We start from the raw sequence: 24,557 nt of genomic DNA on the forward strand, positions 1-24,557 counted from the left end.
GAAAAACTATAATTTTTCTCCTTCCTTTTTTCCTAAACTCTATTAAGAATATATATCTGAAAACTCTATGTTTATTCTTTCAACTTTTTTATTGTTACCTTCAACTTTATTTTCTTCGCTATTTATGTGAACCTTATCATCAACTAGTTTAGCTGGAAGTTTTATTATAAACTTAGCTCCTTTACCATACTCACTTTCTACACTAATTTTGCCACCATGGGATTCTACTATTGTTTTAACAAGTGATAATCCTATTCCACTCCCCTCTTTTTTTCTTGTCAATAGGGAATCAACTTGCCTAAATCTATCAAATACTTTATCTAGCATATCCGAGGGTATACCTCTACCATCATCTTCTACCGTGATAATAACATAATCCCTCTCATCATATACATTGACCATTATATTACCATTATCCTCTGAAAATTTTATTGCATTGGATAATAGATTTAAAACCACCCGCTCTATTTTTTCTATATCCACAGCAATTATTTTTTCCTCTGTATCAGTGTCAAATATAATATTTAAACCATTGTTTTCTGCATGTTCAGAAACAGATAAGGTTATATCTTCAATAATACTTACAATGTTATAATTTTTATATTCTATATTCATAAAACCAGAATCAAACTTTGTAATATCTATTAAGTTGTTCATTAGCTTTAAAAGCCTATAACAATTTTGTCTAATCATTTTCATCGTTTTATTAGTTTTTTTATATTCAGGACAGTCTCTTATAGGTTTATGAACTGCTTCAAATAGTTGAATCCCACCTAATATAATATTTAGAGGTGTTTTTAGTTCATGGGATATATTGGCAAAAAATTCAGTTTTCAACTTATCATACTCAACAGTGTTTTCTAGCAACTGTCTATTTTCCTCCAATAGTTGTTTTAATTTTCTTTCTGACTCTTTTCTCTCTGTTATGTTTCTTATAATTGCCAAGAAAGCTGTCCTTCCATTATAATTCAATTGACTACTGGTAACTTCTACTTCAACCATTTCTCCTTTCAATGTCATACCCTTTATTTCTGTTGGTGGAATAGACTTATTTGATTTAATAGAAGTGACTTTATTCCTATGTGTTTTTATCTGTTCTTTATCAACAAAATCATATATATTTTTTCCAATTAAATCATAGGAATCCTTAGCTTGAAACAACTTAGCGGCGGATGTATTAGCATATGCTATTTCATTGTCTACATGAATAATAATAGAGTCTGGAGATAGCTCCACCAGTTTAGTATAGGCTTCTTCCATCGTGGTACTTATCTTTTTATATTTACTTTTTTCTATTAAGTCGTTTATGACTAATGTCATAATAATCAAGGCTACTGTAGAAAATATCAGTATTGCAGAATATATTTCTATAGCAAGAATTGTTGATAATTTAAATATAAACTTTCCTATTATTGCATTAAATATCATTAATCCACAAAACGGGATTATCATTTTTTTGATATTAATAGTATCTATATCTTTTTTAGTATTATTTGTCTTATGTAAAAAAGAACCCAACAAATAGGGTAATAATATTCCTAATAGTACTGCTTTCCAAGCTATTACCCCTCCTAAATGCCATTCAAATATTATTGGGAATGCTATTGAAATTAAACTATATTTCCATCCCAAAGTATAGGACACAAAATAAATTGGGGTCTCTATCAAATCAAAAAACCAATTATTATATCTAAAAGGTAATGATGTACTTAAAAGAGCTAAGCAGCCATGGGTTATTGCAGATATTAATAGTACATGTTTCTTATTCTTAGTTTTAGTGAAAGTAAAATCCTGCAACTTCACTGACAAATATATCACCGTAACAAAACTTGTAATATTAAAAAAAAATCCTATTAACATTATTCCCCCCCTTTTAACAGCCAATATATGACCCAATAGAACAAAACTATACATAATTTTATTATATCAGATTTTTATACTTTTTAGAAAAATTATATTTTTTTTGAAAAAGGACTCCTATTAAAAAGAGTCCCCTTTTTTATTTATCATAAATTTCCCTTCCCATTAATATTCCCATGACAGAAGCCATCATAAGACCTCGAGTCCATCCGCTAGAATCTCCAAGACAATGTAAGTTTTTAATATTAGTTTCTAATTTATCATTCATATTTATTCTATTACTATAAAATTTCACCTCAGGTCCATATAACAAAGTTTCTGAACTGGCAAAACCAGGAACAACCACATCCATAGCTTTAATGAAATTAAGTATATTAGTCATAGGCCTATAGGGTATAGCACTTGTTAAGTCCCCTGCAATAGCATCAGGTAATGTAGGGTTTACATTGGACCTCCCAAGTTCCTTTTCCCAGGTTCTTTTCCCGTCGAGTATATCACCATACCTCTGAACCAATATACTTCCATTTCCCAACATATTAACTGTTTCTGATATCTTCTTTCCATATTCGATAGGTTGATTAAATGGTTCTGTGAAATTATGGGAGCTAAGGATCGCTAAATTAGTATTATCGGACTTTAAGTCCTTATAAGAGTGTCCATTTACTATAGCTAGATCATTATCATAGTTTTCTTGACTCACAAATCCACCGGGATTTTGACAAAACGTTCTAACTTTATCCTTATAGGGTGCTGGATATCCTATAAGCTTAGATTCATACAACACATTATTGACTTTTTCCATAACTTCGTTTCTAACTTCAACTCTAACTCCTATATCTACTGTCCCAGATTTATGATTAATATTATGCCTTATACACATATCCTTAAGCCAGTTTGCCCCCTTTCTTCCAGTGGCTATAACTATTTTTTCTCCATATACTCTTTCGATACTATTTTTAGTTTTAAGGTCAGAGATAATAACTCCCTTTGATATATCATTTTCAATAATTATATCTTTTGCTAGGGTATTAAACTTAATATCTACTCCAGATTCTATTAGATATTTTTCTATTTTATAGTAGATATCTTGGGCTTTCTCTGTACCAAGATGTCTAATAGGGCAGTCTACTAACTTTAATCCTGCCTGTATTGCTTTTCTTCGTATATCTTTAATTTCTTTATTATTTTCTATTCCTTCAATCTTTTCATCTGCTCCAAACTCTAAATATATCCTATCAGCATATTCTATAAACTCCATAGATTTATCATAGCCTATAAGACTAGGTAAATCCCCTCCAACTTCATAACTTAAAGATAGTTTCCCATCTGAAAAAGCTCCAGCTCCAGAAAATCCAGTTGTTATATCACAATAAGGTTTACATTGTACACATTTCTTTGTTTTTTCCTTAGGACAATGTCTTTTTTCTATGTTATTTCCCTTTTCAATCATTAATATTTTTTTGTCAGAATTTTTCTTAACTAATTCAAGTGCAGTGAATATTCCCGACGGGCCGGCTCCAATTATTATTACATCATACTTCATAAAATCAACTCCTCGTTGTAAGTTTTACGAATTATTATTAATTTAAACTCTATGTAGTTCATGTTTATCCGAACTTTTTAGTGTATCCATTAATTATTGTACAACATTTTGCTGATTTTGACTAGATTTTTCGCAAAAAAAGGATTAGCTAAAGCTAATCCCTTTTACACTATAACGGCTTATTACCTACATCCTTTAAATCTTTAACTATTAACTATCTATTTAATTCCATAAAAATCTTTTCTGGAGTTGCTGGAAGTTCCCTTACTCTAACTCCACATGCATTATATATGGCATCGGTTATAGCAGGTGGCACCGTGTTAACCACAACTTCTCCAACTGACTTTGCTCCATATGGTCCTGTTTCATCATATCCATCTAATATCTCAACTGTAATGTTAGTAATATCTTTTCTCATAGGTATCTTATATTCCATAAGATTATCGGTCATAAGTCTTCCTTCCTTAGAATATTTAACATCTTCTATAAGAGCAAGACCCATCCCCTGCATTAAACCTCCCTCTGCCTGTATTCTAACAAGCTTAGGGTTTATAGCTGTTCCACAGTCAACCACACCAACATAGTCGACAACTTCAGTTTTACCAGTTTCTAGATCCACTTCCACTTCAGCAAAGCCAGCCATATATGGTGGTGCTGCTTTTTTAGGAACAAAGGAACCGGTTACACTAAGCTGGGTATGGGGAGCATCATATGTCATCTTTCTAGAAAATTCACTTAGACTCATGGATTCATTGTTATCAATTCTTTTTATCTTATCGTTTTCAAGTACTAAGTTTTTACTATTGGTATCTAAATACTTAGCTCCATACTCTAATATTTCATTAAGCATTTTTTCTGCAGCATCTATTACTGCATTCCCTGTGGTGTATGTTGTACTTGATGCATATGCTCCACTATCATAAGGGGTTAAATCAGTATCAGAAGAATAAACATTTATACTCTCCATTTTTACACCTAATGTTTCCCCAGCAATTTGAGCTAATATGGTATCACTGCCTGTCCCTATATCAGTGGCTCCAATTAATAGTGTAAAGAATCCATCATCGTTTAATTTAAGGGTAGCAGAAGCCATATCTATATTTGGAAGTCCTGACCCCTGTTGTGAAAGCGCCATTCCCACTCCTCTGACTTTATTATCACTTATTTTTTTATATGGAAACTTGTTATCCCAATCAATAAGTTCTTTTCCCTTCTTCACACATTCTTCAAGGAGACAACTATCCATATAAATTGGATCATCTCCTGCCCATTTTGTTGTCATGTTAATTAACTTAGTAGTTTCTCCCTTTTTAATCATATTCATTTCCCTAATCTTAGTAGGGTCTATATTTAACTCGTGGGCAAGTTCGTTTATTGCAGATTCTAGGGCATATACCCCTTGGGTAACTCCAAATCCTCTAAATGCCCCTCCAGGAACATGGTTTGTATATACTGCTGTACCTCTAAACCTAGAAGCCTCTACTTTATTATATAGTGTTAAAACCTTTTTACCTGTGGCTCCCACAACGGTAAGGGCATGGGAACCATATGCTCCCTTATCAGATATTGCTCTTAAGTCTATTGCTTTTATTTTTCCATCTTTATCTGCACCTAATGTAACATCTAATTTCATTTCATGTCTAGAGTTAGTACCTCTAAATACTTCTTTTCTAGAGTAAACTATCTTGGCTGGTTTCCCGGTCTTTAATGTAACTAAAGCTGGATAAAATTCTGAATTGGCAGTTTGCTTAGCACCAAAACCTCCCCCTATCCTAGGTTTAATAACCCTTATCTTGCTAGTTGGTATATCTAGAGCATTGGCAAGTAATCTCCTAACATGGAATGGTATCTGGGTTGATGACACCACAACTAACCTTCCATAGATATCCATATATGTGTATGTTCTTTGAGTTTCCATCATAGCTTGAGCTTGGGCTTGGGATCTATAGCTTCTTTTTATTACAACATCACTTCTTTCTAAAGCTTCATTCATATCCCCTAATTCAAGCTTAGCTTCACAAGCTATGTTCCTATCTTTATCAAATCCTATATCAGCATGACAAAATATATCATCTTCAGGATGTACTTTTATTTCATTGTCTATAGCATTTTCAAGATCTAACACCGGTTCTAAAACTTCATACTTAACCTTTATAAGTTTCATTGCCTTATTTGCAGTTTTCTCGTCCACAGCCGCTATTATTGCCACATCATCTCCAACATGACGTACATACTCATCTAATAAGAACTTATCATATGCAGAGAGTTCTGGGTAACATTGACCTGCTCTAGTAAAAGGTTTTCTTATTACGTTTTTATGGGTAAATATACATTCTACCCCTGGAACTTTTTCTGCTATGGATGTATTTATGTCTACTATCTTTGCAAAGGCATGGGGACTTCTTAAAACTTTTACCACTAAAGCATCTTTAGATGCTAAATCATCAGTGTACGCAGCCTTTCCAGTAACTAACCCCATACCATCTATTTTTGAAATGGACTTATTTACAATCTTCATCTTTTTTCCCCTCCAAGTATTTCTTTATAGCTCTAAGTTGACCCACATAGCCTGTACATCTACATAGATTACCACTTAAATAATGAAGTATTTCCTCATCTGTTGGATTTTCTACACATTTTTCTAAATATAATATGCTCATTATGGTTCCAGGACTACAATATCCACATTGGTCAACTCCCTCATCGACCAAATATTTTGCTACAACTTTAGCCTCTTCTTCCACTCCTTTTATTGTAGTTATTTCATGACCATCTGCCCTTGGAGCCAATATAGTACATGCCAATACTGCTTTTCCATCTAGATGTATTGTACATACACCACATACTCCTGTATCGCAACCTTTTCTAACTTCTAAATATCCATTTCGTCTTAATGCTTCCACTAAATATTCATCGGGAGAAACATCAAGTATTTTCTTTTTTCCATTTATTTTTACATTAATTTTCATCTTTTATTACCTCCATAATACATCTCTTAACTAGAGTCTTGGATACTCCCTTTCTGTATTCTTTAGAACCCCTTTTATTAGTTCCAAATTCTATTTCATCGGTTAAAATTTCACAGGCCTTTTCTAAAGTCTCCTCTGTTACTTTATGTCCATTTAAATACTTCATAGTTCTATATGCTAATATCCCTCTACCAGGTCTAGCTCCAACCGCTATTTTATATTTATCATCTAGTTTAGAGACAGCAACATTTAGTATGGCATAATCACCATTCGAGTTTCTCATTGATTTAAATGTGGCTTTTCTATTATCCTTTTCTATGATTATCTTCTCTAATATATCCCTTTCCTTAGAACCCTCTTCTAAGAATTTTTTAAGGGTTATAACTCCTTGTTTATATAGTTTTACCTTAGTATTAAGGGCAAGTAACCCTGTTATTAAATCAGAAAATCCGTATCTTGAATATACAGTGGCGCCTACTGTAACAATATTTCTAAATTGAACTCCCACTATTTCTCTAACCGACTTTGATAATGTATTATTGAAATATTTACTTAAAAGACCTGATCTTTCTATATCTCCAAAGGTAGTCATGGCACCGATTTCAATATTATTATCATCTTCTTTTATATAATTAAGGTCTATTTTCGATAAATCAATAGCCAAGGCTATATTTTTTGAGCCCATCTTTATAAAAGCTCCTCCACCGAAAACAGTGGTGTTTTTTTTAGATATCAAGTATTCATATGCTTCATCAATGTTTTGAGGAAAAACATACTCCTTTATATTTATCAACCTACGTCACTCCTTTTTATAAAATAAAAAAGGTCAGCACAAAAAGATATAAAAATCCTTTGCACTGACCCATTAAAGCCTAACATAAAAGTTATCCTTAATAATTGCCAGATAAAATATTTAATTTTATTACAGTATCCTATTGAAACAGCTTATATAAATATATATCTGTCCCAACCTTATACTAACACTTATATCATTGATAAAAGTATAACACAACAAGTTAACGTTTTCAAGTTTATCCTTACAAGAAAGATAAAGTGAGATTATCTTTATCCTTTAAGGAATTAGATTCTACATCTATTAGAGAAACTTTACTATTAATTACCTTTTCTATTTTTTCTTCAAGATCCCGCTTGTTTTCTTTGTAGAAAAGCTCTCTATTATATTCTACCAATGTATTATTTTTTTTATTACTTATTATGCTTTTCTCAAACAAAGTCAAAACCCCTTCTGCTTTTATTTCTATATTGTTACCTTGGATAAATGCCCTAATATTCCTAGGTCCTTTTCCTGAATACTCCTTTATAAAATGTGCAACCTGCCCCTTTATATTTTGTTCTAATTTATTTTTTTCTCCTTTATCTAATAGCATTGAATTATTTACAACCGATTCATTTAATTTATTTTTAAGTATATCCGATGCTATAGCTTCTATATTTTCAATAAGTTCTTCTGTATTTATTGGCTTTACCACATACTTAACGATTCCTATATCCACAGCTTTTAAAATAGTCTCACTATCGGATAGTGCTGATAAAATTATTATAGAACAATCATATCCCTTATCCCTTATAAGTTTTATCATTTCAAGGCCATCCATAATTGGCATTTTTAAATCTGTTATAACTATATCTGGTTTGTATTTACTAAACTCTTCAAACCCTTCTTTTCCATTTTTAGCTGTGTAAAGTTTTCCTACCCTTCTTTTTATAAATCGAGCTAGTTCTTCCCTAGCAGAATCTTCGTCCTCTACCAAAAGTACCTTTAAGTTATAAAGCAAATTGTTATTATCATCCATATCATTCATTCCCCCTTGGAATTTCTATTTTCATAGATAAACCATCTTTTATATTTTGGGCGGATAGTTCTCCATCCATATTATTTTCAATAATCATTTTAGTCATATAAAGACCAAGACCTGTTCCCTTTGTTTTGTCTTTTGTAGTAAAATACATATCAAATATTTTGTCCTTTATACTATTATCTATTCCCCCTCCATTATCATTGATTTTAATTGCAACCATATTCTCTTCTTCATAAATATATATTCTTATACTTTTTTTCTTTATATTATTAGATACTAGGGCATCTATAGAGTTGTTTATCACATTAAATATTGCCTGTGAAAATTGGTTTGGATATCCATATCCCTCTGTCATCTCTATTTTTTCAAACTTTACGTTGATGTCTTTTATTTTTAGTTTTTCTTCAATCAAATCTAAAACTGCACTAATTTTTTCATAAACAATAAAAGATTCTTTTTGGTTTTTAGGACTTAAAAAATATCTAAAATCATCTATAGTTTGGGACATATTCTCTATTAACCTTCTAGACTTTCCAATAGTTTTATTTAAGTACTTATCATCTAAGTCATTATATCTATAGGCATCTTCTATATTTGATAATATAAGTCCTAAACTATTTAATGGCTGTCTCCATTGATGGGCTATATTGGCTATCATTTCACCCATGGCTGCTAGTCTGGCTTGATAAATAATAATGGCTTCCTTTCTTTTATTTTCAGCCATTTCCTCTTTAAGTCTATTATTTTTAGAGGTTAAATATAATATAAATATAATTATAGAAAGTATTAAACATATAGTCAAAAAAATTATAATATTATTAACTAACTTTCTTTTTTTAGTATTAACAATTTTTTCATAATCGAATATAAATTTATCCATATTAATATTTTCATCTACAAACCCTAAGTTTATCAATATTTTATTCATCTTATTCCATCTATGGGGATTTACATTTCCAAGTTCCACAACAGGATATAGTGTGGCTTCCATCACTTTTGTAGCCTGAAATTTATTATAGTCAACCAATTCGTTATATAATTCCCTGTTGCTTCCAAATTTTTCTGTAATTTTTAGAGCGGTCTCTTCAGGATGCTCTAAGGCATACTCCCATCCCTTCATACTTGCTTTTCTAAACTTTTCCACTATTTCGGGTCTTATACTTGCGAATTCCTCTGTGGTAAAAAGAGAGTCTCCATAAAAATCTATTCCATAGTCTATTGGTTTTACTTTCTTTAATTTAATCCCATTTTTCTTTGCATTAAAGGATATAGTTCCAAGGTATTCTGGAACTATATCATATTTTCCCGAAGTAAGGTCTTTTATAGTAAAATCAACATTTTCTTTAAGCAGATTCGAATTTTCATATTTAATTCCTTCGTTTGTAAGCATAGCTTGAAGTTCTATATCCAACAAATCATTCTTCCTTCTAGCTGTATTTAATCTAGTAAAGTCTATGACTGTTTTATAAGGAGTTTCTTCTAACATATAAAATTCTACAGGACTTCTTTGGAAGATAGAAGCCACAACTGCTAAATCAGCTCCCTCATCTTGAGCTAATAATATGTTAGAGGCGCCTATTCCAAAATCTGCTCTCCCCTCTGATACTTCCTTTGTTGCCGATAGTATTTCCCCATCCTCTGTAAATCCATCCTTTATATCTACATTTAATCCTTCATCTTTATAATAACCAAGCCATTTAGCCATATAATATCCAGCAAATTGAAATTGAGGATTCCATCTAAGCTGTAATGTTATATCACTATCATTTTTACTATACACAGGATTGCTAGATGAAACAAATAGTATAATTATTATGGTAGCTATTGATATATATCTAGTAACTATCCTATCCATTATAATCTTCTCCTTATCTCATTATATATAATATTTTACCACTTTATATTGTTAATGCATTGGTAAACATGAACAAAGGTGCCGTTGGTACTCCTTTGTTCAGTGCAGGGTGCAAGGTTCAGAGAGCAGGAGATGTGAACCACAAATATATGGTTCTTACTATACAAATCTCAAAATTTTTCACAACTTCTATTTAACTTGATGTGACTTTATTATATCCACTTAATTTTTTATAAAAAAGGTAACCTCACAATTCATTAGAAGGTTACCTTTTTTATTTTTATATTTAGCTATATATATCGGAAAACTCAATATTTATCTTTTCTATACAGTTATTATTATCTATCTCATACTCATTATTTATTTCATCTTCTTTTTCATCTAAAATTTCTATAGGCATTTTAATTATAAACTCACTTCCCTTACCTAATTTACTATCTACTGATATTTTACCCCCATGCAATTCTACTAAAGACTTAACCAAAGAAAGACCTATACCACTTCCTTGCCTATTTCGTTTTAAGGTTTTATCAATTTGATGATACATTTCAAAAACATCATTTAGACGATCCTCGGGAATTCCTACACCTGTATCTTTAACTGAAATATTTATATTGTTATCTATCTTATTAATAATAACCTCTATCTTACCCCCTGAATCAGTAAACTTAATGGCATTAGATAGTAAGTTTAAAACTATTCTTTCAATTTTATCCGAATCGCAAGCTGTTACTATCTCTTCTTCAACGGTATCGAATATAACATTTATTCCCTTGTTTTCTGCATAATTAGCAACTGATAGTGTTATATTTTCTATAACACTTACTATATTTACATTCTTCTTTTGAAGCTTAAAATATCCAGAATCTATTTTAGTACTATCCACTAAATTATTAACTAATCTTATTAATCTATAACAATTTTGTTTAATAACCTTTGAATATTTTTTGACATTATTATCATCACTTTTATGGGAATTTACATATAACATCAATAATTGTACAGAACCTAATATAACATTTATTGGTGTTTTGAGCTCATGGGATATATTGGCAAAAAATTCACTTTTCAGTTTACTTATTTCCATAGCCTCCATAAGCCTTTTTTTACTTTTTTCTGCATTTTTTCTATCGGACATATCCCTAGCTACACATAGTAAAGCTATCCCGTTTTTATTTATAAGGGGGACTCCTGCAAACTCCATATCTATTACTGTATTATCTGACCTTATAACTTTTTTTTCAAAAAACTCCACTTCTTTTTTTTCTTTTACTACCTTTCTCACCTTTTCTGAAGATATTTCCTTATAATCAGGATGTACCTTCATGAAATCCCCATGGTATTTTCCTATTATATCATTAGGACTATTGGCACCTACATATTCAGCCCATTTTTTATTGGCATACTCAATTTTACCTTGATTTATAACAGCTACTCCCTCCGGTAGAAGCTCTAATAATTTTTCATATTCTTCCCTAGTTTCAATCAATTCTCTCTCATTTTCCTTATCTTTAGTTATGTCTTTTATAACTACTAACATTTCCCCTTCCTCAACCAATAATGGTGTTATAGTTAATTGTATATCTATAATCTCACCATTAATCCTAACAGCTTTCATCTCAATGTTTTTAGAAACAATACCTTTTTTAGCCTTTATAATTGCATTATCTAGCTTTCTATAATAACCAGAATGTAAAAAATCATAGACTGACATATTTTTAAATGTATCATTTCTTTTAGCCCCTAATATATTTGTAAAAGTTTCATTTGAGAATGTGATAATATCATTTCTCAAGACACAAACTCCATTTGGTAAAAGTTCAATCAGATTACGGTGATAATCTTTGTTTTCAATTATTTTATTTATAGTCTTTTTAAAGCCTTCCTTTATATTACATCTATACATTAAACAGAAAGATATTAATTTGAAAAATTCTGAAATTATATAACTTGATTTTAAGTCAAAGGATAAAAGCATAGGTGTTATTAGATAGAATATTTTAAAGAATAAATAAAAGTATATTAGATTGACTATGTTTGACGGAAAATATCTTTTATATTTATTGACTAGCAATAAATTTACCAATAAAATTATTGAAACTACGTATCTACTGTTTGTATTGAACAAACTCTCGCCTATATTTTCGACATAACATATAGGATATATTTTAAAGACAACTATGCTAAATAAAAATATAGTAAATATTATGCTGTTAAAATAAACTATTTTTTCAAATTCAACTTTTTTATTGGTTAATAATATAGAAATCAGCAGAGCTATACCTTCAAAATACCAAGATAGATTCATTATCTGTTTTGAAAAATTTGGATTTTTATCATAGGATACCATGTGTAAGAAAATTAAAACCGATAAAAAACCATATGAAACACCAATAAAAATAAATCCACTATTGTATTTATGTTTATATATGTTGCAAGTGAGTATGGCAAAATTAACAGCTATTACCAAGCAACCCCCTTCCACTATACTATGGAAAATATAATAACTTCTGGTACTTAGATAAAGAACAATAACAGAAAATATCCAAATAAATAGAATTTTTTGAACCTTAGACGTAAAAAAGATTCCCCTGTTATTGTTATGCGTTTGTACCCCTAACATTTTAACTCCCCCATTCGATAAAAAAACTTTCTTTTCAGTAATATTATTCTACTCAAACTAAAAAATTCCTTTAAATATTATTGTCGAATTTTGTAAAAATATACTTTTATTGAATAACTTAATCTTTTAGAACATATATATGTATAAACTTTTTTATATCAGGAGGTTATTTTGAAAAATCAAGTTTATAATACTTTAGTCATAGCCCATAGAGGTGGTATGTATTTATATCCCGAGAATACCATGATGGCCTTTGATAATTCAGTAAAATTAGGAGTTGATGCTTTAGAACTAGATATACATATTACAAAGGATGACATTTTAGTTATTAATCATGATAATACTATTAATAGAACAAGCAATGGTAAGGGTTTTATCAGTAATTTTACATATAAAGAACTATTAAATTATAATTTTGGTTATAGATTTAAAAATATCCACGGTAAATATCCCTATAGAGATAAATATATTCCCATTCCAAAGCTAAAGGATTTATTTATAAAACATAATAATATGAATATGCTAATAGACATAAAAAATAATGGAACTTTAGGATATAAGGCTAGTAAGCAATTAAAAAAATTAATTTATAGGTATAACATGAAAGATAAAGTAGTAATAGGAAGTTTTAATAATGATACAATATATTATTTTAGAGAAATCACAAAAAATAACATCAATACATCGGCATCAACCAATGAAACCTTAAAATTCATTATATTCAATAAGCTATTTTTGAATTCATTTAATACTATCGTGTATTCAACACTTCAAATTCCCTATAAAAAAGGCTGTCTATCACTAGATAAAAAATCTATTATTAATTCCGCCCACAGGAAAAATATAAAAGTATACTATTGGACTATTAACGATAGAAAGGAAATGAAAAAATTAATTAAATTAGGTAGTGATGGTATTATAACCGATAGACCGGATATATTAATTAGTATTCTAAAAAAAATCTAAGTTAAGAAGGCTAAGACTTAATATATCCATCTCCATATAAATATATTTAGAGGTTGATGTATTTTGACTTTATATAAAATAAAAGAAGGAATAGATTGTTTTTTGTAGAATAACTTATATTAATAAATTAACTTATTTTAAAGGAGGGCTATTATGGAAGGAAGCTGGCAATGTCCTAAATGTGGCAACCATGGTTATGAAACTGACCAATTTCAAGCAACTGGAGGAACCCTTTCGAAATTATTTGATGTTCAAAATAAGAAGTTTACAACTGTAACATGTACTAAATGTAAATTTACAGAACTATATAGAGCTAGCTCTAGTGAATTAAGCAATATATTTGATTTCTTCTTTGGAGGATAAAAAGATACCACTTGTAAGTGGTATTCTTTTATCTTGTACTCTGCACATTGCTCCTCAATCAGTTGTTGGGGAATTCGTAATCCCACAACCAATTATCTAATACTTTATTCCACACTTCTATAAGCTTGTCCTAATATTATCTAAAATATATATCGACTTTTTCAAACCCCATATTCCCCAACATATTTTTCACTAATTTTTCCGTATGTTTATTGGCCTCATCTAAGAAACCATCTTCTATTAACTCATCTTTTATTTTTTCTTTTTCCAATGATAGTACCCCTAAGAGGTCATCATATTTCAGTTTATTAAATAAACCTGAATCTTCATCATACATCTCCGCTTCTTTCTCATTGATTACATTATCTAATATTTTAGCTTCATTCATTTTTATCGTTATATTTTTGTCATCTTTTATGGATATATCTATATCTTCTAAATCTACCCCCGCTTTAACATATCCTGAATACACTAGTAAAAAAGATTTACTAGTAAAGGGAATATTTATTCCTTTAAACTTTTTAACATCTTCGTATTTAGCTACATTTTTATAATTATATTTTATAGTGGATAATTCTGATATATTAAGTATTTCCTTTTCAACAATATCAGAACCTATAGTTTCCTCATCCTTTACCATATCTCCAAATGCAATAATTGATAATCCTACTACTAATGTCATTAAAATAACAATTAAAATATTTCTTTTACTTTTTATAATTTTCATTTTCTTCACCCCTTTAAAATCCATGTAATATCCTGTATGTCTAAGTAGTTTTCACTTTATTCATGTCTAATTTTATTATAATTATATATTATTAGTACTTATTTTAAAAGGGTAAAAAACAAAGTCACCTTTGGTACTTCTTTGTCTTGTGCAGAGTGCAAAGAACAGGGTGCAGGGATTTGCTGGTACAATATTATAGGGGAGAACTCAAATTGTTGAATCCTCCCCTATAAAAACCCTACAAGCTTTCCATTCCCATATTCAATGCCTTTATGTTTATATCTATAAATCTTTCCTTAACCGTTTCTTTTATAATTTCTTCCCAATTAATATCTGTTAATCCCATTGCCTTAATTAACGCACCTAACAAAACTACATTCATTACCTTTGGGTTTCCTAGCTCTTCTGCCATATCTGCAGCATTTAATATTGTTGTATCTACTTTATCTTTTATTCTCTCTATTACTCCTTCTGGATATTCACTTTTTCCAGTAAGTATAGGTGCCGATGGTATCCTATAATTATTAATAACCATTTTTCCATTGGGATCTAAATATTCAATACGTCTTAGGGCTTCCATAACTTCAAAGGATACTAATATATTAGCTTCACCTTTCCCTATAATTGGGGAATTTACTTTATCACCATACCTTATCTGTGTGGTAACACTGCCTCCTCTTTGAGACATACCATGAATTTCAGACATTTTGACGTCATATCCCGACTCTATTAATCCCGTTGATAGTATTTTACTAGCGAGGATTGTTCCCTGTCCTCCTACTCCAACTAATAATATGCTTTTTGTCTCTACCATATTACTCACCCACCTTTTCTATTGCATCCACAGGACAGACTTGCATACAGATTTCACATCCTACACACTGGACCTTATCAATTACTACACTATTACTTTTTTTGTCAAAGTGTAAAGCAGGACAACCTGTTTTTATACACTTTTTACATCCGATGCATTTATCCTTATCAACTTTACAAAGACCTACATAGTCTCCAAATTCCTCTTTGTCAAGTTCTGAATGTCTTTTTAAAACACAGGGCCACCTTGTAACTATAACCGATGGCTCATCAAGACTAAGGGCCCAATCCAATGTACCTTTAACTTCTTCTAATTTAAGGGGATTTACCACCTTTACGTTATCTATTCCAATGGCATTACACAACCTAGGTATATCAACTTCTTTTGTTGGCATTCCCTGTAGGGTATAGCCAGTCCCGGGATTATCTTGATGTCCAGTCATACCAGTGGTTCTATTATCAAGTATAATTGTTACTGTATTACTTCTGTTATATGCAATATCTAATAAACTATTCATTCCCGTATGGAAAAAAGTAGAGTCCCCTATAACTGCCACTGCCCTCATATCATCATTATATCTATTTAAAGCTTTTTGAGCTCCATGACCGGCGCTTACACTGGCTCCCATACATATAATTGTGTCAACTGCATTTAATGGGTCTGCAACCCCTAAACCATAACATCCAATATCACCTGTAACTATTATATTTTTCTTTTTAGCTAGTTCATAAAATAATCCCCTATGGGGGCATCCCGCACAAAGAGATGGAGGTCTTGGAACTATATCTGATGTATCACAATCTATAACATCTCTCTTATCATCTAATAAAACTTCCCTTATTATATCTGCATTTAATTCTCCTATATTAGGAATTTTATCCTTTCCTATACATTCTATCCCTTCTGCCTTTATTTGCTCTTCTATATATGGCTCCACTTCTTCGATTACATATAGTTTATCAACTTCAGATGCAAATTTTCTGATCTTTTTCATTGGTAATGGAAATGTAAAGCCTAATTTTAAATAGGATGCACTATCTCCAAATACTTCTTTAGCATGTTGATATGCCACACCGGAAGATATAATACCTATTTTTTTATCATTCCATTCAAAATAATTTAAATCAGTTTCATCTGCAAATTCTCTAAGTTTATCTAGTCTTTTCTCGATTTCAACCCTCATACCTCTAGCAAATGCCGGTGTAGTGGCATATTTCTTTGGATTTTTTATATAGGGTTTTTTATCAACTTCTTCCCTATTATAAAATTCAACTACACCCTTACTATGACATATTCTTGTGGTCATTCTTAACATTACTATGGTTCCAAATCTTTCACTTATATCTATAGCAGATTTAACCATATCTTTAGCCTCTTGACTGTCACTGGGCTCAACCATAGGAATTTTTGCAAATTTTGCATAGTTTCTATTGTCCTGTTCATTCTGGGATGAATGTATTCCCGGTTCATCTGCTGAAACTAAAACTATACCACCATTAGATCCTGTATAAGCAAATGAGAACAATGGATCTGCTGCCACATTTACTCCTACCTGTTTCATTGCAGCAAGAGCCCTTGCTCCTACTATAGATGCTCCTATAGCGGACTCTAGGGCAACCTTTTCATTTGGAGCCCACTCTGCTGTTATATGCTCTTTATATGGTCCAATATTTTCTAATATCTCTGTACTAGGTGTTCCTGGATAAGCTGCTGAAAAGGTTATCCCAGCTTCAAAAGCTCCCCTTGCAACAGCTTCATTACCTGTTAATAATTTCTTCATAACTTTCCCCCCAACAATAAAAGTGTGAGCACTTTTAAATTTCAAATTTTAAATTATAAATTAAAACCTTAAAACATGGACAACATAAGTAGCTTCGACTTCAGTCGAAGGTTATGTTATATTTAAAAATAAAATTATATTTTTTCTCACTATATGAAATATTCTATATATTTCGTTAATTTTCCTGCTAATAAATCATATTTATATGTTTATATGATAGGTAGATTTTATATATACTCCCCCGTAGCATGGAATTCATTCCACGCTTTTCTTCTTTACCCTTTCTTATTTAATTCCATGCCCTATCCCCCTATGTAATATTATTTTACAACTATAGGAAGTAATATCTCCTTATCTATTCTTTATTCTTTAATTTAAAGTTTTTTTCTTTAAACTCTACAATAGCCTCCGATATGGCTTGTACATATTTTTCTTTTCCTTCTTGTGAAGTTAATGTCTTAACATCTTCTGGATTACTTAAATACCCCAATTCAATTAATACCGATGTAGCTTCAGTGTTTTTCAGTACATAAAGTTCCTTTTCATCTTCATATTTTAATCCCCTAATTTCAGTAAAATCCAACCTTCCCACATTATTTACAATACTTTGGGCAAGCCTTTCATCCTCTGTATCTTTAAACCTACACCAGACCTCCATGCCCCTTATTAATGGAGATTTTTCATAGTAATTTCCGTGAATTGATACGAATAAATCTGCATTTGAATTATTTGATATTTCACTTCTTCCTTTTAGAGACTCAGGTTGCTTCTTCCAAGGTATATAGTCCTCTGTCCTAGTATATATAACCTTTATCCCTTTATCTTCTAGCTTTTGTCCAACCTGAAGAGATATGTCTAGTGCTATATCTTTTTCAAAAATACCAAGTTCTTTATTTTCAGTACCCCCGTCATATCCACCATGTCCAGGATCTATAACCACAGTAAATAAATCCTCTAGAGGCTTTTCATTGGCAACAACCACAGCCTCATCATCTGGAATAAACCTACTTATTAAAAATCCAATTAATAATATAAACAATGATACAAAAACATAAAAGCGCTTTTTAAACCTAACTTTTTTTCTTCTTTTTCTCTTTACTTTTATTGTTCCCCGTTGATATTGATCTCTTCCCATTTAATCACCACCCGTAATTTAGAGAATAGTTAATAGATAATAAAGAATAGATAAGGAGATTTTACTCCCTATGGTCGTAAAATTTAATAGAAACAAAGTGGCCTATGGCCACTTTGCACCATATCTATTCTTTATTATCTATTCTTTATTCTTTAATTTTAGTTCTTTATCTGAAAGTTTTATTTCCATATTCTCTATAAAATCATCAAAAAGTGCCACATACCTGTAGGCTATATCATTAAATAAGTCCACCACATTATCTTCATCATATGTAAATGAAGTTATTTTTCTATCCTGTATCATATTAAACCACATATATTCTTGGCTTATTAGACCTGCTTTAAATGCTTCTTCTATTATTTTTATAGGATTATCAGTGTCAATATTTTTCTTATGCTTTAAATATGTCTTCATTATTTTCAGTGACAATTCATAGGTAAACTCAAACCTTAAAATAGTTGCATCCACAACTAGATCATATGATTCAGGCTCCATCGCAACACATTCTTTTAACTTATTGAAGGCCTTTTTCAAATCCTCCAATGTATATCTTAAGTTCTTCATAAAAAGTGTCCCACCCTTTTAGTTTTAATTTATAGGTTTTATTATCTATATTGTACCGGGGAATGAATTCCCCTCTACTTAATTCAATTGACAGTTGACAATGGACAATTAAAATTCATTTTATCCATCTCTGTCATACTATCAGCTCCTAATCACATCTTTTAAAATCCTGTATAATCATTTGTGGACTAACTTTTCCGTTGTATTCATTGATTTCTGGATTGAAAGCCAGATCTACAGCATTAGGTTCATTCATCTTATTGTAGTCTTCTGCCATTGAAAAACCTATACCATTTAAGTATATATTATTTTTCTTCCCACTAAACTTAAGATGTTTTTTGGTTTTTCCACATCCTTTAGTTCTATTATTGTTAACTGTCACATCTTTTATCATAAATAATGGTTTGGGATTTCCCATGCCATAGGGTTCTAGTTTTGATACCTGTTCTATTAGATTAATGGTTAAATCTTCAGGTTTAATTTCTGCTATTATATCTAATTTAGGAACAAATATATTAGGGTCTTCACTTTTTATCTCCTTAGCCCTATTATTAAGTCTTTCCCTCAATTCATCTAACTTATCCTTTTCTATTGAAAAACCACATGCCATCTCATGTCCACCAAATCCTATAAATAAATCGGACATAGATACCAATTCATCATATATATTTATCCCCTTAATACTTCTCCCACTTCCCTTTAAATATCCTTCATCACTTTCAGTTACAACAAGGGTAGGTTTATAGAATAAATCCTTTATTCTTCCAGCTATTATTCCTATTACCCCCTCGGATACACCATCTGCCCTAAGAACTAAAAAGTCATAGTCCATATATTTCTCTTTAACTAGATGCTCACAATACTTTTGTCCCTCTTCCTGTACATTTTGCCTCTCTTTATTCAATTTATATAGTATATTTCCTAGCTTAATTGCATTATCCTTATCCTTTTCTAATAGTAGTTTTACCCCTAACTTAGCATCCTCAAGTCTACCAGCTGCATTAAAACATGGACCCAATATAAATCCTATTCGACCAGATGTTATTTCTTTATCCTTAAGACCTACAATTTCCCTTAGTACAGATAAGCCCAATCTTCTATTTGAGTTTATTATTTTAAATCCATATTTAACTAGTGTTCTATTTTCGTCCACCAATGGAACTATATCAGCTATAGTCCCAAGGGTTACTAAATCTAGAGCATTGGTAAGTAATCCCTTTGGTAAGTTTAAGGTTCTTTGTAAGGCCTGGGCCAACTTAAATGAAACTCCACATCCACATAACTCTTTAAATGGATACTGGTCGTCTTCCTGCTTAACATTTATAATTAAACATTCTGGAAGTTTTTCTGGAGGATTATGGTGGTCAGTAACTATAATATCAATGCCAATTTCCTTAGCATATTCCACTTCACTAAAGGAACTAATTCCATTATCAACGGTTATTATTAAATCTCCGTCCATTTCTTCTTTAACATACTTTATCGCTTCCTTATTGAGTCCGTATCCTTCTGAAAACCTGTTAGGTATATAATAATCTATATTATCGGTTACATTTCTAAAAAACTCCACTAAAAGGGATGTGGATGTTACTCCGTCCACATCATAATCACCAAATATAACTATTTTTTTATTATTATCTAAATAATACTTTATTTTTTCTACAACCTTGTCCATATTTTTCATTATAAAGGGATCATATGTCTTTTTAGGTTTGTCACTTAAAAACTCCTCTATTTCCCCTTCATCGGTAATTCCCTTTGCTAGTAATATATTTTCTATAACACTTAGCCCCTCTTTACTCTGTCCAATATAATTCCAAATCTTATCCATAGCTGCCTCCTACCTATTTCAATAACTTTTATGATTATAAATTTACTTCTGATTTATTTTAAATTTATTATATCATAGATAAGAGAAATTAAATATCTGTCTACCTATAAGATAAGGAACCATTATATATATTTTTTGCAGTTTTTCATTTTATTTTAAATATTCTTATAATTTCTAATTTGTTATAATGCTCTTTTATATTTTAAATTTATTTCATCTTTTTATGCAGTAACATTTTTGTAATTTATAACAAAATCCAATAACGTTCTATTCTATCTCCATCTACCATTATTTCTTTTTCAAAAATGCCACCATTTGCAATTATTGTTTTTTTACTTGCAATATTATCGAAGTCACAAGTCACGAGAACCTTATCTAATCCATTCTGTTTGCAATTGATAAGATTTTGTCTAAGCATTTCTCTAGCATAACCCTTTCTTCTTTCCGAAGGTCTAACGGAAAAACCAATATGACCTCCCCAAACACTTAAAATAGAATGATTAATATGATGCCTAAAATCAATAATACCGATAATTTTATTATCATTTAGTCTTATTGCAATATAAGTATTAGAACATACTTTATCTTTTGGACAAGTTTCTTCATTTTCAACCATGTTAATTCCATAAATCCATTCTTCTACTGAAGAACATTCCCTCAAGTCACCACAGCCAGCCATACTATCACCGCAGTCTAAAAACTCTTGACGATATTCCATAATATCCTTAGCATATTTCAAAGTAGGTTTTATCAATTTAATTTGAGTCAAATACAACACCTCCATAACTTTAATTTTCATATTCTATAAATAATATTCTACATTATGCGAAACTACCAATCTTTATCCCTTTTAATCTTCTATTACACAAAATCAGCCATTAGATGAAACAACTTCAATAAGATTACCTTCAGGGTCAGCAACATAGGCTTCTCGTAATCCATATGGCTTAGTATGAGGCTTGCTAACAGCTTCTGCACCTGCTTTTATTAAGCGTTCATATTCCGTGTCAACATCTTCATATTTGGGAACCCCAAAAGACAACTGCATAGTACCATTTAATCCCTCGGGATAAGAAATCGGTATTGATGATAAGTTTTCCCTTTCACCTCTTGTGCACAAATTAAAGTAAAACCCGTCTTCTGTTACAAATCCAGCAAAACCATCCATATCAACATTTTGCTTCATATTCATTACATCTCTATAGAATTTAACCATTACATCTAAATTTTCCACAAAGAAACCAATTGCTCCTAATTTCATCTTAACTCCTCCTCTAATATATCTTCTCAGTGTTTTGTAATATTTTATAACTGTGTCATAACGTATCAAAGGCTATTTTTTGAATTATAAATTTGTACTTTTTCTATTTTTAAGTAAATAATATTATCTTTTTTCTAACGTTTTAATTAAAGACGTTCTTGAGCCTTAGCGAGACCTCGCTTAGTGAAAGAATATGCTCTGGCTTCTTCAAAGCCTTGCCCCTAATTTAGTCAAAAAGAACTTTAATTGTGTGTTATGTGCAGTGGTATTAACTTATAACCATATAAATAAAGATGTAACAATCTGCTTTGATTACAATCCCAAATCCTTTATAAAGTAATTGAAACAATTACTTCCTTTGACATAATCTCAAAACCTAAGCTTTCTGCTAAACTAACAGATGGCCGATTTTCAATATCAACTAAGTAGATTGGTAGAATCTCTTTTTCTAAACACCAATTAATGCACTTTTTTACAACTTGTTTGCCATAACCTAACTTTCTATACTCAGAATCTGTGTAAACAGCAATATTTCCTCCTGAAAAATCTACATCAGATATTTTTGCTGAACTAACAATCCTATCTTTTTTTATTACAACAAACTTTCTACCTTCTTTAATTTCTTCTTTTTTCTTGGTCCATATTAACATCTTTTCTTCTTCATCCTTGTTCTTAATTAAATTCATGAGTATAGATTGAGTGAGGGGTACTGCTTGTACGCTATCATGATCAGAATGATTATAATCATTTTTCAAAGTTAACCGATACATTTGCCTAACACTATAATCGTCAAGTCTTGAGTTGAAAAATTCCTGAGAAACCTCTACTACATCATCTAAATCTATAATATTTCTTCCATAAATAAACTTTCTGAAATCATTATAAAACTCTGGAGCAATTGAAAAAATAACTTTATCTTTTAAAATAGTGCCAATTAGCTTATAAACGAACTTATGATTCAGTGGAATGTTTCTCTGATTTGAAGAAAACACTCTTTTCCCTTCCTCTAATTCTTTTTGCCCGATCCCAAGATAGTCATTATAGTAACTCTCAAAATCAATCATCAATAACTTTTCCCCTTTCAATCTACATTTTTATAGATGATTTTTATTTTATGATTATTGTACCATGTTATACAATGTTCCGAGTGTTCATGACGTCCGTCAACTCTCATGAATCCTGTCCAAGATAAGAATACTTTGTTATATTATGTTGACCACGGGAAATTCCAATAGTCCTATTATTCCTTTTAGAGTTTCCATTATTTGTAAGCAGTGATGCATTGAACCGTATCTTTATTCTCTATTACTATGTTCTTAAATCCAATTCTTTGTAAAAAACATGTCATCGTTTCATCTGTTCTGTACTTCTTCATATGATATTGTATTTTATATTTTTCTGAAAAAATAAATATTTTACCATCTTGTTTCAATGTTCGATATATTTCTGAAAATGCCTTTTCAAAATCATCCCAAAAATAATGTGAACGTACCGCTAAAATAATATCAAAATGATTTTCTAAAAATGGAAGTTTCATGACACTACCTTGAATAATATATGCTTTTCCATCATTGATAAGAAAGGAATTCTTTCTTTTAGCAACATTTACTGAATCTATAGAACGATCAATACCTACAACATGCTCTAATTTATTATTTTTTAACAGACTAAATATAGTTTCTCCACCCCCACATCCGATATCCAAGGCATATCCATCTGGAGAATTGATTTTTTCTAGTAGCCACTTATTTAATCCTGAATCTATATGATTCATAATTTTAACCATAATTCTCCCCAGTATACCCGATGGGTTCCCTGATTGCTTAACTAGCTTTTCAATTATTCCCATATATACTATCCTCCATAATTAAATGATATGTTGTAAATATCGTGTTATACTCTGTTATCATCAGAGACAAGGCTATCTGGCACTATTCAAGAGTATCATGTGCAGTTTGAAAAATATACTCAGTTTCTTCATCATCTTCACCGCCTCCTGATATAAACTGCCATATTCTCATATCTGCCCTTTTGAAAATAGCAAATTTAGGAACATTATTTTCTATCATAAAGGGAATTATTAAACATTGAAATGGTGCTCTTGCCATATGTACCATCCTCCACAAATTTCTGTTTGTATTTACTTTTAAATTTAACCAAAGGCTATAAAGACCTTTTCATATTGATATGTTACATAACTACTTAATTTCCCACAGTCGCTTTTTTGTCCAATGTTATTGGATTAGCGATTCTCTATATCGGTAAAATTTCATTATATCACTTTTTTACTCATTACATTATACCATATTATTCTATAATCACGGGAATCGCATGAAGATTTATTCAAACCAAAACTTTCATCCGAAAATTTTTAAAAGCGACTAGCGTCGTATAAATATGAGATAAGATGTTAACTAATTTTGAAAAGAAGTATAATGTCTAACCT

The 24,557-nt window shown here is 30.6% G+C and carries 21 protein-coding genes; 2 read left to right on the forward strand and 19 right to left on the reverse strand.

Translation table 11 applies throughout. The features are described from left to right. Positions 1 to 42 precede the first annotated feature (42 nt). The 8 genes from V6137_RS12955 to V6137_RS12990 form a co-directional block, all read right to left on the reverse strand. A complete protein-coding gene (locus tag V6137_RS12955; protein ID WP_425448368.1) occupies positions 43 to 1,860 on the reverse strand; it encodes a PAS domain-containing sensor histidine kinase in 1,818 nt (605 codons plus the stop codon). 139 nt (positions 1,861 to 1,999) lie between these two features. Further along, a complete protein-coding gene (locus V6137_RS12960) occupies positions 2,000 to 3,403 on the reverse strand; it encodes an NAD(P)/FAD-dependent oxidoreductase (protein WP_425448369.1) in 1,404 nt (467 codons plus the stop codon). A 214-nt stretch (positions 3,404 to 3,617) separates the two neighbouring features. Then, positions 3,618 to 5,921 carry a xanthine dehydrogenase family protein molybdopterin-binding subunit gene (locus tag V6137_RS12965; protein WP_425448370.1) on the reverse strand — a complete coding sequence of 768 codons (2,304 nt, stop codon included), beginning with the start codon at positions 5,919 to 5,921 and terminating at the stop codon, positions 3,618 to 3,620. Continuing rightward, positions 5,905 to 6,372, reverse strand: a complete 468-nt coding sequence (locus tag V6137_RS12970; protein WP_425448371.1) for a (2Fe-2S)-binding protein — start codon at positions 6,370 to 6,372, stop codon at positions 5,905 to 5,907. The genes V6137_RS12965 and V6137_RS12970 overlap by 17 nt, the downstream gene beginning before the upstream one ends. Beyond that, entirely contained in the window at positions 6,362 to 7,165 is an 804-nt protein-coding gene (locus V6137_RS12975) for an FAD binding domain-containing protein (protein ID WP_425448372.1), read from the reverse strand. The genes V6137_RS12970 and V6137_RS12975 overlap by 11 nt, the downstream gene beginning before the upstream one ends. 244 nt (positions 7,166 to 7,409) lie before the next feature. Next, positions 7,410 to 8,186 (reverse strand): Na-translocating system protein MpsC family protein, encoded by a 777-nt coding sequence (locus V6137_RS12980; protein ID WP_425448373.1) that lies wholly within the window; start codon positions 8,184 to 8,186, stop codon positions 7,410 to 7,412. Between the two features lies 1 nt (position 8,187). Then, the gene (locus tag V6137_RS12985) at positions 8,188 to 10,047 is read right to left on the reverse strand and encodes an ABC transporter substrate-binding protein (protein WP_425448374.1); all 1,860 of its coding nucleotides are present in this window, start codon (positions 10,045 to 10,047) and stop codon (positions 8,188 to 8,190) included. A gap of 286 nt (positions 10,048 to 10,333) precedes the next feature. Further along, positions 10,334 to 12,670: an ATP-binding protein gene (locus V6137_RS12990; RefSeq protein ID WP_425448375.1), complete on the reverse strand. Its 2,337-nt coding sequence runs from the start codon at positions 12,668 to 12,670 to the stop codon at positions 10,334 to 10,336. A 171-nt stretch (positions 12,671 to 12,841) separates the two neighbouring features. On the opposite strand from V6137_RS12990, the gene V6137_RS12995 reads away from it, so the two are divergent. Both V6137_RS12995 and V6137_RS13000 read left to right on the forward strand, forming a co-directional pair. Further along, the gene (locus V6137_RS12995) at positions 12,842 to 13,636 is read left to right on the forward strand and encodes a glycerophosphodiester phosphodiesterase family protein (RefSeq protein WP_425448376.1); all 795 of its coding nucleotides are present in this window, start codon (positions 12,842 to 12,844) and stop codon (positions 13,634 to 13,636) included. Positions 13,637 to 13,789: 153 nt separating this feature from the next. Then, positions 13,790 to 13,999, forward strand: a complete 210-nt coding sequence (locus V6137_RS13000) for a zinc ribbon domain-containing protein (RefSeq protein WP_425448377.1) — start codon at positions 13,790 to 13,792, stop codon at positions 13,997 to 13,999. A 136-nt stretch (positions 14,000 to 14,135) separates the two neighbouring features. Here the strand turns inward: V6137_RS13000 and V6137_RS13005 are convergent, their stop codons facing one another. From V6137_RS13005 to V6137_RS13055, 11 genes are all read right to left on the reverse strand, one after another. Then, a complete protein-coding gene (locus V6137_RS13005; RefSeq protein ID WP_425448378.1) occupies positions 14,136 to 14,726 on the reverse strand; it encodes a DUF4230 domain-containing protein in 591 nt (196 codons plus the stop codon). Positions 14,727 to 14,964: 238 nt separating this feature from the next. Next, the gene (locus tag V6137_RS13010) at positions 14,965 to 15,540 is read right to left on the reverse strand and encodes an indolepyruvate oxidoreductase subunit beta (RefSeq protein WP_425448379.1); all 576 of its coding nucleotides are present in this window, start codon (positions 15,538 to 15,540) and stop codon (positions 14,965 to 14,967) included. Position 15,541: 1 nt separating this feature from the next. Continuing rightward, positions 15,542 to 17,320 carry an indolepyruvate ferredoxin oxidoreductase subunit alpha gene (gene iorA / locus V6137_RS13015; RefSeq protein ID WP_425448380.1) on the reverse strand — a complete coding sequence of 593 codons (1,779 nt, stop codon included), beginning with the start codon at positions 17,318 to 17,320 and terminating at the stop codon, positions 15,542 to 15,544. Between the two features lie 355 nt (positions 17,321 to 17,675). Further along, on the reverse strand, positions 17,676 to 18,455 hold the full coding sequence (locus tag V6137_RS13020; RefSeq protein ID WP_425448381.1) for an N-acetylmuramoyl-L-alanine amidase family protein: 780 nt from the start codon (positions 18,453 to 18,455) through the stop codon (positions 17,676 to 17,678). A 138-nt stretch (positions 18,456 to 18,593) separates the two neighbouring features. Beyond that, complete coding sequence (locus V6137_RS13025) at positions 18,594 to 19,019, reverse strand: HI0074 family nucleotidyltransferase substrate-binding subunit (protein ID WP_425448382.1); 426 nt, start codon at positions 19,017 to 19,019, stop codon at positions 18,594 to 18,596. A 148-nt stretch (positions 19,020 to 19,167) separates the two neighbouring features. Next, on the reverse strand, positions 19,168 to 20,850 hold the full coding sequence (gene recJ / locus V6137_RS13030; RefSeq protein WP_425448383.1) for a single-stranded-DNA-specific exonuclease RecJ: 1,683 nt from the start codon (positions 20,848 to 20,850) through the stop codon (positions 19,168 to 19,170). Positions 20,851 to 21,094: 244 nt separating this feature from the next. Next, on the reverse strand, positions 21,095 to 21,619 hold the full coding sequence (locus V6137_RS13035) for a GNAT family N-acetyltransferase (RefSeq protein WP_425448384.1): 525 nt from the start codon (positions 21,617 to 21,619) through the stop codon (positions 21,095 to 21,097). 102 nt (positions 21,620 to 21,721) lie between these two features. Further along, the gene (locus tag V6137_RS13040; protein ID WP_425448385.1) at positions 21,722 to 22,180 is read right to left on the reverse strand and encodes a VOC family protein; all 459 of its coding nucleotides are present in this window, start codon (positions 22,178 to 22,180) and stop codon (positions 21,722 to 21,724) included. 260 nt (positions 22,181 to 22,440) lie between these two features. Next, on the reverse strand, positions 22,441 to 23,175 hold the full coding sequence (locus V6137_RS13045) for a GNAT family N-acetyltransferase (RefSeq protein ID WP_425448388.1): 735 nt from the start codon (positions 23,173 to 23,175) through the stop codon (positions 22,441 to 22,443). Between the two features lie 197 nt (positions 23,176 to 23,372). Further along, positions 23,373 to 23,960, reverse strand: coding sequence for a class I SAM-dependent methyltransferase (locus V6137_RS13050; RefSeq protein ID WP_425448386.1), 588 nt, complete (start codon positions 23,958 to 23,960; stop codon positions 23,373 to 23,375). A gap of 82 nt (positions 23,961 to 24,042) precedes the next feature. Next, positions 24,043 to 24,219: an NUDIX hydrolase gene (locus V6137_RS13055; RefSeq protein ID WP_425448387.1), complete on the reverse strand. Its 177-nt coding sequence runs from the start codon at positions 24,217 to 24,219 to the stop codon at positions 24,043 to 24,045. Positions 24,220 to 24,557 lie beyond the last annotated feature (338 nt).

The sequence above is a fragment of the Dethiothermospora halolimnae genome (assembly GCF_037577855.1).
In the GTDB taxonomy this organism is placed as follows: Bacteria; Bacillota; Clostridia; order Tissierellales; family VENL01; genus Dethiothermospora; species Dethiothermospora halolimnae.